Here is a 13,455-nt window from a genome sequence, read left to right as displayed (position 1 = left end):
AGTTTTTAATTCAATAATTGCTTTGTCTTTCAAAAGCGTGTGCGAAGATCGGGAAAGATTTTAAAGTGCTGTTCCTGACATGTCGGGAACAATGTGAAAATAATTAACGTGAAACTTACATATTTAACAATAAATAAAGAAATGGACATGCGAAACGAAATTCGCCACGAGGCTTTAGGAATCCTGATTGAGGAGGAGTTGAGACGTGCGAAGGTGAATATTATGGCAATGTGTGATGAGTTGCACATGGGGCATACTACTTGCTCTGATTTAAGGGGGGCTCTGATAAACATCTGAAATATTACGAAGGTATCCTTGATTTCTATTGTGACGCTTTTACCGACGAAGAGATTCTTGAAAAAATAGAAAAGTGGGCATTGATGTATCTTCGATACAGGAAAAAGAAGAAAGAGGAACTTGCTAACAATGATAAATAAATGACGAAACTATACCGGTGAACTGGTAGAAGAGTAATAGTATACAATGATTAGATAAATATAACAGCATATTATGAAAAAAGTAGCACTAATTTCGGGAATTACAGGACAGGATGGCTCATTTTTGGCAGAGTTTTTAATAGAAAAGGGATATGAGGTTCATGGCATTCTTCGCCGTTCTTCGTCCTTTAATACGGGGCGTATAGAGCATCTGTATTTGGATGAATGGGTACGTGATATGAAAAAAGAACGTTTAGTGAATCTTCATTATGGGGATATGACTGACAGTAGTTCTTTGATTCGTATCATCCAGCAAGTGCAACCTGATGAGATTTATAACTTAGCAGCACAAAGCCATGTGAAAGTTTCATTTGATGTGCCTGAATATACCGCAGAATCGGATGCTGTAGGTACACTCCGTATGTTGGAGGCCGTACGCATCTTGGGCATGGAGAAAAAGACAAAGATATATCAAGCTTCAACTTCCGAACTCTTTGGTTTGGTTCAGGAAGTACCTCAAAAGGAAACGACTCCTTTTTATCCCCGCTCTCCGTATGGTGTAGCTAAACAATATGGTTTCTGGATAACCAAGAATTACCGCGAAAGTTACGGGATGTTTGCCGTAAATGGCATTTTATTTAATCATGAAAGTGAACGCCGTGGCGAAACTTTTGTAACTCGTAAGATAACATTAGCGGCGGCACGTATAGCCCAAGGCTTGCAGGATAAACTTTATTTGGGAAACTTGAATTCTCTTCGTGACTGGGGATATGCCAAGGACTATGTGGAATGTATGTGGCTGATTCTACAACATGAAACTCCGGAGGATTTTGTAATTGCTACAGGTGAATATCATACAGTACGTGAGTTTACAACACTTGCTTTTAAAGAAATCGGCATTGAACTTCGTTGGGAAGGTGAAGGGGTAAATGAGAAAGGAGTTGATACTACTACCGGAAGAGTACTTGTTGAAGTAGATCCTAAATACTTCCGACCTTCTGAAGTGGACCAGTTATTGGGTGATCCTACAAAGGCGAAAACTTTATTAGGATGGAATCCTAGGAAAACATCTTTTGAAGAGTTAGTAAAAATTATGATGGCTCATGATATGAAGTTTGTAGAAAAACTCCACATGAAGTCACAAATGAATCAAGGATAAAAATAGCTTTATGCAGGAAGTCCAACGTTTCAATAAAGTCCTAAAATCTTTTGTCCTTCTAGGGGACATTATCTTATTGAACTTGCTGTTATGGGTGTTTGCTTTTTGGGGGGATAATCAGTCTTCCTCGGAGTATTCTATGTCTCTCTTCCAGAACATGGCTCTAATGACTTTATGTTATCTGGTTTGCAATATCCGTTCTGGAGTGATCCTTCATCGTCCGGTAGTCCGCCCGGAACAGATAATGCTTCGAGTGGCCCGGAATATGATTCCTTTTGTATTGATGGTATTGGGGCTTTCGTATATTTTCCATTTTGAATGTGTTAATCTGCGTCAGTTAGGAGTTTTTTATGTAGTTCTCATTGTTGTCATTATTTCTTACCGCTTGACTTTCCGTTACATTTTGGAGCTTTATCGTAAAAGCGGAGAAAATGTCCGGAAGGTAGTGCTGGTGGGTAGCCATGAAAATATGCAGGAACTTTATCATTCCATGACGGATGATCCGACATCCGGATATCGTGTACTAGGATATTTTGAAGATTTTCCATCAGACCGCTATCCTATGAATATTGCTTATTTGGGACAGCCGTGCGAAGTCGTTGATTATTTGGCCCGTAATGCGGGAAAGGTAGACCAGCTCTATTGTAGTCTTCCTTCCGCCCGTAGTGCTGAAATTGTACCGATTATCAACTATTGTGAGAATCATCTGATTCGTTTTTTCAGTGTTCCGAATGTCCGGAATTATTTGAAACGGAGGATGCATTTTGAAATGTTAGGTAATGTTCCGGTACTTTCTATCCGTCGTGAGCCACTAGAGCTTCAGGAGAATCGAATTTTGAAGCGTGGTTTTGATATAGTTTGCTCCCTGTTATTCCTTTGTACTTTTTTCCCGATTATATATATCATTGTGGGACTGGCTATAAAGATAAGTTCTCCTGGACCTGTCTTTTTCAAACAGAAACGAAGTGGTGAAGATGGTCGTGAATTTTGGTGTTATAAGTTCCGTTCGATGCGGGTGAATGCTCAATGTGATACGTTACAGGCTACGGAATGTGATCCTCGTAAGACGCGCATTGGTAACCTGATTCGCAAGACAAATGTGGATGAACTTCCTCAATTTATTAATGTACTGAAAGGGGATATGTCTTTAGTGGGTCCCCGTCCACACATGTTGAAGCACACAGAAGAATATTCTCATTTAATAAATAAATATATGGTTCGTCATTTTGTAAAGCCTGGTATTACAGGTTGGGCACAAGTGACAGGTTTTCGTGGAGAAACGAAGGAACTTTGGCAGATGGAAGGACGTGTGCAACGTGACATCTGGTATATCGAGCATTGGACGTTTCTTTTGGATTTATATATCATGTATAAGACTGTGTATAATGTAATCCGTGGAGATAAAGAGGCTTATTAAGAAATTAAAAATTAAAGATTAAAAAATGAGAAATCTGAAACGATTGACTTTGGGTGTGCTACTTGCTTTTTTGCTGGTATCCTGCCAATCATACAAGAAAGTACCTTATTTACAAGATACAGCTTTTGTGAATAATACAGAACAGAATGTTCGTCAGGCAGGTGTGAAGGTAATGCCCAAGGATTTGTTGACGATTGCCGTGTCTTGTTCTACTCCGGAACTGGCTGCACCTTTTAATTTGGTAAATTCGGGTACTGCTAGTGGAGTAGAGGGAAATACGGTGGGACAAGGAACTGCGTCATCTGCTCTACAGCAATATTTGGTAGATAATCAGGGAAATATCAATTTTCCGGTATTGGGCGAGATTCATGTAGGTGGGTTGACAAAACTGGAAATAGAAAACCTGATTATAGACAAGTTAAAGGTTTATTTGAAAGAAGCACCGCTTGTAACTGTACGTATTGTTAATTATCGAATTTCGGTATTGGGGGAGGTCACCAAGCCAGGTAGCTTTGTAGTCTCTAACGAGAAGATTAATTTGCTGGAAGCACTCGCTATGGCAGGTGATCTAACTATTTATGGTATGCGTGACAATGTGAAATTAATCCGGACAGGGCAAGATAACAAGCAGGAAATTATTACTATGGACTTGAATAAGACTGAAACGATGCTGTCTCCTTATTATCAGCTGCAGCAGAATGATATAATTTATGTGACACCTAATAAGACTAAGGCTAAGAATTCGGATATAGGAACTAATACGGGATTATGGCTGTCTAGTACCTCTATTCTGGTTTCACTTGCAAATATATTGGTAATTTTATTAAAATAGTGATCAATAATGAAAGAAAATTTGTACGACAATAATATGAATGAACTAGATGAAGAAAAAGTAAATTATCAGGAACTTCTCTTTAAGTATATAATTCATTGGCCTTGGTTTGTTGCTTCGGTTTTAGCTTGTTTGATTAGCGCTTGGGTGTATTTACATTTTCAGACTCCTGTGTATCAGGTTTCTGCTTCTATCATGATAAAGGATGATAAAAAGAATAGTGGTGGAAATAATACTGATTTGGAAAGTTTGGGATTAGGTGGAGTGATTACTTCTACGCAGAGTATTGATAATGAAATAGAAGTGATACGCTCAAAAACAATACTGAAAGAGGTCGTTAATGATCTGGAACTTTATATTACTTACTATGATGAGGATGAGTTTCCTAAAAAAGAGTTGTATAAAACCTCTCCGGTAATCGTGAATTTGACAACTCAAGAGGCTGATAAATTGCCGGGCGCAGCTTTGATTGATATGAAGCTAACTCCAGAGGGTAGTTTGGATGTAAATCTAAAGATCGGTTTGAGCGAATACAGTAAACATTTTGATAAGCTCCCAGCGGTATTGCCTACAGATGCAGGTACATTTGGGTTTACATTGAAAGATTCTTTGTTAAATGGAAGGATAGAAGGACAAAATATAGTACGAAATATCAGTGCTGTGGTTAGTCAACCATTTGGAGTGGCAAAAGGTTATCAGTGGGCATTAAATATTGAACCAATTTCTAAAACGACTTCTGTAGCTGTTGTTTCACTGATGAATACGAATATACAGCGTGGCCAGGATTTTATCAATAAGTTGATGGAAATGTATAACCATAATACGAATAATGATAAAAATGAGATTGCAAAGAAAACTAGAGAGTTTATCAATGAACGTATTAAAATAATTGATGAAGAACTCGGAAGTACAGAGGATAAACTGGAAGCATTTAAAAGAAATGCTGGATTAACTAATATTGGCAGTGATGCCCAATTAGCTGTTGAAGGGAATGCAGAATATGAAAGAAAGCGTGTAGAGAATGGAACTCAAATCAATTTGATTCGTGATCTTACCAAATATATTAATAATCCGTCGAATGAGTATGAGGTGTTACCTGCTAATATAGGCTTATCTGATAATGGTTTGACTACTCAGATAGATCGTTATAATGAATTGATTTTTGAACGCAAGCGTTTACTTCGCACTTCTACAGAGAATAACCCGATGATTGTGAATTTGGATACGAGCATTCGTGCCATGAAAGCGAATGTGAAAGCAGCTATTGATGGGACTTTGCAAGGTTTGCTTATCGTGAAGGCTGATTTGGATCGTGAGGCTAGTCGCTTCTCTCGTCGTATCAGTGATGCTCCAGGCCAAGAACGTCAGTATGTAAGTATTGCGCGTCAGCAGGAAATTAAGGCAGGACTTTATTTGATGCTTTTGCAGAAGCGTGAAGAGAATGCTATTACTTTGGCTGCTACTGCAAATAATGCTAAGATTATCGATGAGCCAGCAGCTGAAGGTGGACCAGTTTCTCCTAAACCTAAAATGATTTATATGGTTGCTTTAGCAGTAGGATTGGGGTTGCCTGTTGGTTTTATCTTTCTGCTCGGTTTGACTAAATTTAAAATAGAGGGGCGTGGTGATGTCGAGAAATTAACAAGGTTACCTATTGTGGGTGATGTACCATTGACTGATGAAAAAACAGGTTCTATTACTGTGTTTGAGAATCAGAATACTTTAATGAGTGAAACTTTCCGCAATGTCCGTACTAATTTACAGTTTATGCTTGAAAGTAGCCAGAAAGTAATTTTGGTGACTTCAACAGTCAGTGGTGAGGGTAAATCGTTTATATCAGCAAATCTTGCTATCAGTCTTTCTTTGTTGGGAAAAAAAGTCGTGATTGTGGGGCTTGATATTCGTAAGCCAGGTTTGAATAAAATCTTTAATATTCCCAGAAAAGAGATGGGGATTACTCAATATTTATCAAATCCGGAAAAGAATTTGATGGATTTTGTTCAATCTTCAGATGTAAGTAAAAATTTGTATATTATTCCAGGGGGGACAGTACCACCTAATCCTACGGAATTACTGGCTCGAGATGGCTTGGATAAGGCTATTGCTATATTGAGAAAAGAATTTGACTATGTAATTTTAGATACAGCTCCAGTTGGTATGGTGACTGATACTTTGCTTATAGGTCGTATTGCAGACTTATCTGTCTATGTATGTCGTGCAGATTATACTCGAAAAGCAGAGTTTACTTTGATCAATGAACTGGCAGATAATAATAAACTTCCTAATCTTTGTACTGTAATTAATGGTTTGGATCTTCAAAAGAAAAAGTATGGTTACTACTATGGTTACGGTAAGTATAGCAAGTATTATGGCTATGGCAAACGTTATGGCTACGGTTACGGCTATGGAGAACATAGAGTAAAGGAAGAATGAACGTCTAAAAGGTGAGGATTTATTCTATCTTAGCAGAGATGTATAATGATGGGGATATATAATTATGTAATAAGAACTGCTAAATTGTAGAGTAGATTCCCTTAAAACTATCTTGATAGACTCTAACTGGAGTTTTAACGCTTAAATAGATATTTGTGATCTCGTGTCTTGATATTATGTGCAAAAAGTCTAAATCTTTAAACCTTATACTTTAGTTTATAGCTATGAATTGTTTTTTCGAGTTTTATATGGTGAAGGTGATTAAGTATTTACCAAAACATCGTACGATAACAAATTAGTAATTCATAATGGTAAATCCATATTATATCGTTTGCGTTAGCAATGAAGATTATGTACAGCATACAGCTGTAATGTTGTGCTCACTTTTTGAGACCAATCGCGACAAATCGTTTCAAGTATATTTCTTAACTACAGGAATATTAAAAGAGTCTGCTTGCAAACTTTCTGTTTTGTGTAGTAATTATGGCAATACATTTATAATCAGGAACTGTGCTACTAATGATATTATCGACTTACCTGTAGGGCAGTGGAATATTATTATGTATCTTAAACTTTTTATACCTCATGTGCTACCTCTCGAAGTAGAACGATGTCTTTTCTTAGATGTAGATATGATAATTAATGCCGATATTAAATCTCTTTATGAGATAGATTTACAGAACAAAGTGCTAGCAGCAGCAGAGGATATCCCCGATTGTGTCACTTATAAGCCTAGGTTACATTTACAGGTAGAAGATCTTTATATAAATTCAGGGGTTATGGTTTGTGACCTTTTACAGTGGAGGGCTATGGAATTACAACGTCCTATCTTTGAATTTGTTCGTACTGTTGCTGATAAGATAAACAATGAGCAAGACGTGATAGCAATGTATTTTAAAGGAAAGATAACTAGTTTACCTATCAAGTGGAATATGACCACTTTTTATTTTAGGCGACAACCCAAGATTTTTAATAAATATCTACCTCAATTAATTGATGCCCGAAAAGCTCCAGGTATTATTCATTTTGCTTGTCCTATTAAACCTTGGTTTCGCGATTGTCAACATCCTTATAAAATATTATACAAAAGATATCTTCTTATGACTGATTGGAAAGAGTATAAATTCCCCATTTTTGAACAAATGACAGCGTGGGGGAGAACAAAACGTATTGTTCGTAACTTTCTCAATTGTGTAGGAGTGATGAATGATGCTGGATATAATATTAAATAATAATTGAGATAATCTATTGTTATTAATAGATTATCAGAGAAGCTTAATCCATTGAGATTAAGTGAATTCTAAAATGTATGCAAAAATATAACTATTCGTTTTTTAATCGGATAATAACCAAACTAAAAACATTGTGGATTGATCTATTTCATAATCCTATATTGGTTAATGCCTGTTTATTTTATTCCTATGGTAGGTTAGTTCATCGTAATTGGGGTGATGATATTAATTATTTCTTTATAGAATGCATATTTAGGCGTAAAATCTCTTATCTCTATAATTCTTCTCTTTCAATGAGAAGGAATTCTATAAATTATTTAATGATTGGATCAACCATTGACCAACTGTGTAACTCACAAACTATTATATGGGGAGCTGGTGTTATTGATGGTAACAGTGAATTACCTGCTAAACCTTTGAAAGTTTTGGCTGTAAGGGGGCCGCTGACACGCCAGTATTTGCTAAATAATGGAGTAGATGTTGCACCTGTTTATGGCGATCCAGCTCTTTTGTTGCAGTATTGGTATAGACCTAATGTTATAAAAAAGTATAGATTAGGCATTATTCCTCATTTTGACGACTTCGATCATCCAGCTCTCGTTGGATTTAAAAATGATCCTAAAGTACTTATGATAAAGATGGAAGGATACAAAAACTGGCTAGAAGTACTAGATCAAATTTGTAGTTGTGAATATATAGCTTCTTCGTCATTACATGGGCTAATTATGTCTGAAGCTTATGATATCCCCAATTTATGGATTGAACTTTCAGGTAAATTAATGGGAGGGCATTTTAAATTTCATGATTTTTTTCTTTCTATGGATCAAGATCGTCCCCAACCATATGTTGTTAAGGAGGGAATGAGTTTGAATGAAATAATGGCTGCTCTATCAAGTTATAAAAAAGGATCGATTGATTTGAATCCTCTTATTAATTCTGCTCCATTTAATATTTATTTAAAAAACAATTAGTAGTAATGAGAGAAATATATATAAATAGTATTCAATTTTCTGGGAGGAGAGTCACTTCTTTAATTAATATTGGTGGATACAATGAAACAATAGAAACAACAATAAATTGTTCATTTGGAGTGAATGTGGTTGCTGATAGGATCGATGCTTTTGTTTGTGGTTTATTGTACTTTGCAATGAAAGGTGGTTATGATATTGTTTCCGAATTACCAATATCTGATCAGTTGTATTATAATTTGGAATATCATTTTATTGATGCGATTGTTTCTGCTAATAATTTCTTGCATCGTATACGTATAAAAGCACCTTTAGTTGAGGTGATACAAAATAGGGGTAATCGTATAGCTACTGGTATCTCATGTGGAGTCGATTCGTTATATACTGTCGCTACTCATACTGGTTCGTATATCCCACAGTGTCGAAAAATAAATACGTTAGCATACTTTAATGCGGGTAGTTCTCCTGGTAATAAGCAACATTCAGATCTCACTAAAGGACGTTATCTTCATGCAAAGAGTTTTGCCCAGGAGTATGGATTTGACTTTATTGATATAGAGACTAATTTGCATTTGGTGATGAATAAGTATTTGCCTTATTCTCACATCGAAAATCATACTTATATGGCTCTTTTTTGTATGCTTCATCTTCAAGGTGCTATATCAACTTATTATTATTCGTCTGGTTACTCTTATGAAGAATTCTCATTAAAAAAAATAGCGGGACATGATTTTACTGTGGCCAAATATGATTTATTGTTACTTTCTATGGCTTCTACCGATACTCTTCGTTTCTATTCTACAGGTGGTGAGAGAAGTCGATTTGAAAAGACAAAAGTAGTAAGCTTATATCAACCTTCTAAGAAGTATTTGAATGTTTGTGTTAATAAACCTCCTCGGGATGGAAATGATAACACGTGTTTTAAATGTATAAGAACTTTGTTGACTTTAGACGCACTTGGTGTAATCGATGAGTATAATGCGGTTTTTGATATAGAATTTTATAAGCATAATAAAAAGGTATACTTGCGCAGAATGTGGCTAAATGGTACTTTTAAGCATGATGATATGCTTATAGAGTTATTACCCTATTATAAAAAAGAAATAACTTTTCTTTTTAAAGTCAAGGCTTTATTTAATGTACTACTAAATAAGCTTTTTAATAAGAAATCAATAGTATAACACTGTTGTATTTATTATTTTATGGACGAAAATAATAGAAAAATCGTAAAAAATTCAGCGTATTTGTATATACGCATGATGGTGACAATGGTTTTAGGATTCGTTGTCACTCGTATTGTACTTGAAAAGTTAGGTGCATCAGATTATGGTGTATATAATGTAGTGGGGGGATTTGTGTCACTCTTTACTGTGCTGAATAGTATCTTGCAAGGAGGAACGCGTCGATTTTTAGCTTTACGTATTGGTGAAGGAGATTGTTCAAAATTGAAAGATACATTTTCTACTGCTTTTGTGATTCATTTAGGCATAGCTATAATCGTCTTTATTCTTCTTGAAACTATTGGACTTTATTTTGTTAATCATAAACTTAATATTGATCAAGAACGACTATCGGCTGCAAATTGGGTCTTTCAATGCTCTATTGTTAGTGTAGTGATGGCTATTACGCAAACTCCTTTTACAGCTGCGGTTACTGCTCATGAACATTTCAATATTTATGCTTTTATGAGTATTTTCGATATTGTTGGTCGTATCATTATGTTGTTATTACTCACATTTATACCAGGTGATAAACTTATCATCTATGCATTAATACAAATGCTTATTGGGTTGATTGTTATGGTGGTTTATCGGTGGTATTGTTTTATGCATTTTCAAGAATGTGCGTTTTCTTTGCGTATAGACAAATTGAGTTTTAGAGAGATGATACAATTTTCTGGTTGGTCTACAATAGGTCACTTGTCTGCAGTGCTCAATGGACAAGGTATGTCTATTTTAATTAATCTTTTTTTTAATACAATAATGAATGCTGCGCGTGGATTAGCTAGTACTGTCATTTTTACTATAAATCAGTTGGTTAGCAGTTTTGTTATGGCTGCTGAACCTCAATTGGTAAAGCTGTATGGTGCCGGTGAGAAAGAGAAATTTCATCGTTTAATCTTCAATGTGAGTAAGTATACTTTGTTTCTTCTTGCTGTCTTTATTACGCCTGTATTACTTGAGATTGATTTTGTTCTTGCGCTATGGTTGACAGAAGTACCGGATTATACCTCTTCATTTATAAGAATTTCATTGATTGTCTCTTTTATTTCTTATTCTAATAAGTTTGTAGATCAAGGTGTTGTGGCAATAGGACGTGTTAAAGAATTAAATCTGTTTGTTGCGCCCCTTTATCTATTAACTCTTCCGTTAGCTTATTTTTTCTTAAAAATGGGGTTTGGACCAATAACTGTATATTGGGTATCGGCTGTTCCTTTAATCATAGCGATGGGATTGAATCTTTATATTATACACAAATACTACGATTTTCCTGCTATGAGATATATAGTGATGGTGTTTTTGAAAAACTTGATGCTTATTTTCTTAGCAACTATTATTCCTTGGCTAGTTCAGCAGCAAATGCAAATCGGATGGTTACGTTTCCTTGTTGTTTGTTCATTATCTGTTATATGTACATTAACTATTTTATATTCTATTGGTTTAGATGATGAGACTAGAGTTATTGTAAAGCGACAATTGACAAAACTAAGCCTTTTAAAATAATATGAGCTATTATTATATAGATAGCATACTGATTGTAACTTATAATAAATAAAAAGACAGTGAACGAATCTTTAATATCGGTTGTGGTCCCTGTGTACAATGCAGAGCACCAAATACGTTGCCTTTTAGATAGCTTATTATTACAAACGTGGAGTCATTTTGAAGTTTTGCTGATAAATGATGGTAGCACGGATGAGTCAGGTGTTATTTGTGAAGAATATGCGGATAAGGATCATCGTTTTAAGGTAATTCATAAACAAAATGAAGGGGTTAGTGCTGCTCGTCAAACTGGTATAGAAGCAGCAAGTGGTGTATATGTAATCCACGCAGATGCCGATGATTGGATAGAATCAGATATGTTACAGGATCTTTATGCAAAAGCTGTATCAACTAATGCAGATGTGGTATTTTGTGATTACTACGTGGAAAGTAATGGTAATAGTGTATATAGAAAGCAAGAACCTCCTTCTTTTAGTCCTGAAATGGTACTTCGCGCTATGTTTCAGCGGCTACATGGCAGTTGTTGGAACAAGCTTGTACGACGATCATGTTATAGTCAATATGGATGTCATTTTCCAAAAGGGATAAATTATTGTGAAGATCTTCTTTTTTGGGTACAGCTACTGCAGCACCCCAAAATAAAGATAACCTATGTAGATAAGGCTTATTATCACTATGTGATGAATGAGACTTCTATCACTCATAATTATACTCGTAAAACTTATCAAGTACGTTGTGCCTTTTATAATCAACTTTGTAACTATTTACCTTCAATAGGTTTTGAAAAGGAGTTGGAAAATGCTCGCCTTAGTGTGTTTGTTGAAGGTTATATGCATAGGGCTCTTAGTAATATTGAAGCGTGGAAACTATTGTGGATGTACAATAAAAAAGCTGCATTTTTCAATTCAAAAAGCATTCGTTGGAAAGTGGGATATATAGCCCTTGCTTTAGGATGCTTTCCTGTAGCCAGGAAATTACTTCGATTTTAATAAGTTTTTTTATATGCAAGCAAAAATAGCAATGATAGTGCCTTACTTCGGTAAATGGCCGGAATGGATGGATTTGTATTTATACTCCTGTAGCAAGAATCCTCAAGTAGACTTTTTGTTTTTTACAGATTGTTTGATGCCTGCGACTGTATATCCTAACACTCTTTTTACAACACTCTCTTTTGAAACATATTGTAAGCATGTTTCTCGAGTATTACATGTTGATTTTCGACCAACACAAGCCTATAAGTTATGTGATTTAAAGGTTTTCTATGGATTGATTCATGCTGAAGATTTAAGAGGATATGATTATTGGGCTTTTGGTGATAATGATCTTATCTTTGGTAATCTTAATATAATAACAAATACCCGAAATCTTAAAAAATATGAATTACTCACTACGCATAGTTATCATATTGCCGGTCACTTTACAGTAATTCGTAAGGAATCTAAATTTACTAAGTTGTGTTTGAAAATTCCAAATTGGCAGTCTTTGATATTAGATACAAAGAATTATGCAATAGATGAAGGTATATGGAGTGATATGGTTTATCCGGAGATTAAATTGGTACGTAGGCTGTATCGTTATGTTTTTAAGCCGATATTTCGCTTACATTACTTCAAATACTTAGCTTTAATTAACCGATTGTTTTGTAATCGTTTTACTCGTAGATCTTTTGTCGAATATTACACTAGTCCTAATCCGACTTTAGGTCAATATTGGGAATATGATTTTGATAAAAACAAAGTATATCGTTATGATGGATTAGAGCTTCCTTATTTACATTTTTTATTTTTCAAAAAAAACATTTATAGTAATTCTAAGTACTATTGGAATCCGGGTTTCTATCAATTACCAATTGATTGGCAACAACAGGGGGGGGGAAATGTATATATTAGTGTGGATGGCATCGTAATGAAAGAGAAAATGTAAATAAACGTTGGTTATAATATGAAAAGAATATTATTTATAGCTCCTTCCTATTTAGATCTTTATAAATTGATTTTAAAAGAGTTGCAAGTACTGGCAGGAAATCAAGTGGATTTTATTCCTGCTAAGCATTTTGATAGTCCGTATTATCATTGGGTAGGACACAAAACTATTCGTCAGATATGGTTTGAGTACATAAGTAAACCTATTGATAAATATTGGAAAGAGCAAATAAAGCAAGTAACCATTCTATTTTCCGCCTTGACATAAGTTGTTAGCCGCCATATCTTTGCGCCGTAACCTTTAACAAGAATGATTATGGCAAAAGAAAAAG

Annotated in this window: 12 protein-coding genes; all 12 read left to right on the top strand. The window is 35.2% G+C overall.

The window, feature by feature from the left end:
• The first annotated feature begins 147 nt into the window (after positions 1-147).
• The 12 genes from HMPREF9009_RS19245 to HMPREF9009_RS19190 all read left to right on the top strand — a co-directional run bounded on the left by HMPREF9009_RS19245 (position 148) and on the right by HMPREF9009_RS19190 (position 13,391).
• A complete protein-coding gene (locus HMPREF9009_RS19245; RefSeq protein WP_157446489.1) occupies positions 148-297 on the top strand; it encodes a hypothetical protein in 150 nt (49 codons plus the stop codon).
• Positions 298-510: 213 nt separating this feature from the next.
• Positions 511-1,596 (top strand): GDP-mannose 4,6-dehydratase, encoded by a 1,086-nt coding sequence (gene gmd, locus HMPREF9009_RS19240; protein ID WP_181983694.1) that lies wholly within the window; start codon positions 511-513, stop codon positions 1,594-1,596.
• A gap of 10 nt (positions 1,597-1,606) precedes the next feature.
• Positions 1,607-3,013: an undecaprenyl-phosphate glucose phosphotransferase gene (locus tag HMPREF9009_RS19235; RefSeq protein WP_049703023.1), complete on the top strand. Its 1,407-nt coding sequence runs from the start codon at positions 1,607-1,609 to the stop codon at positions 3,011-3,013.
• 25 nt (positions 3,014-3,038) lie between these two features.
• Positions 3,039-3,845, top strand: a complete 807-nt coding sequence (locus tag HMPREF9009_RS19230; RefSeq protein WP_049703022.1) for a polysaccharide biosynthesis/export family protein — start codon at positions 3,039-3,041, stop codon at positions 3,843-3,845.
• A 9-nt stretch (positions 3,846-3,854) separates the two neighbouring features.
• A complete protein-coding gene (locus HMPREF9009_RS19225; protein WP_049703021.1) occupies positions 3,855-6,278 on the top strand; it encodes a GumC family protein in 2,424 nt (807 codons plus the stop codon).
• A gap of 308 nt (positions 6,279-6,586) precedes the next feature.
• Positions 6,587-7,510: a glycosyltransferase family 8 protein gene (locus HMPREF9009_RS19220; protein WP_049703020.1), complete on the top strand. Its 924-nt coding sequence runs from the start codon at positions 6,587-6,589 to the stop codon at positions 7,508-7,510.
• Between the two features lie 77 nt (positions 7,511-7,587).
• Positions 7,588-8,481 (top strand): polysaccharide pyruvyl transferase family protein, encoded by an 894-nt coding sequence (locus HMPREF9009_RS19215; RefSeq protein WP_049703019.1) that lies wholly within the window; start codon positions 7,588-7,590, stop codon positions 8,479-8,481.
• Positions 8,482-8,486: 5 nt separating this feature from the next.
• A complete protein-coding gene (locus HMPREF9009_RS19210) occupies positions 8,487-9,659 on the top strand; it encodes a hypothetical protein (RefSeq protein ID WP_049703018.1) in 1,173 nt (390 codons plus the stop codon).
• Positions 9,660-9,680: 21 nt separating this feature from the next.
• The gene (locus HMPREF9009_RS19205; protein ID WP_049703385.1) at positions 9,681-11,201 is read left to right on the top strand and encodes a lipopolysaccharide biosynthesis protein; all 1,521 of its coding nucleotides are present in this window, start codon (positions 9,681-9,683) and stop codon (positions 11,199-11,201) included.
• Between the two features lie 59 nt (positions 11,202-11,260).
• Positions 11,261-12,190 carry a glycosyltransferase family 2 protein gene (locus HMPREF9009_RS19200; protein WP_198154759.1) on the top strand — a complete coding sequence of 310 codons (930 nt, stop codon included), beginning with the start codon at positions 11,261-11,263 and terminating at the stop codon, positions 12,188-12,190.
• A 13-nt stretch (positions 12,191-12,203) separates the two neighbouring features.
• Positions 12,204-13,124, top strand: coding sequence for a DUF6625 family protein (locus HMPREF9009_RS19195; RefSeq protein ID WP_118032733.1), 921 nt, complete (start codon positions 12,204-12,206; stop codon positions 13,122-13,124).
• A gap of 18 nt (positions 13,125-13,142) precedes the next feature.
• Positions 13,143-13,391, top strand: coding sequence for a hypothetical protein (locus HMPREF9009_RS19190; RefSeq protein WP_049703016.1), 249 nt, complete (start codon positions 13,143-13,145; stop codon positions 13,389-13,391).
• Positions 13,392-13,455 lie beyond the last annotated feature (64 nt).

Source organism: Bacteroides sp. 3_1_13 (assembly GCF_001185845.1).
GTDB classification, from domain to species: domain Bacteria; phylum Bacteroidota; class Bacteroidia; order Bacteroidales; family Bacteroidaceae; genus Bacteroides; species Bacteroides xylanisolvens.
This window is presented reverse-complemented; position numbering and strand designations above follow the sequence as displayed.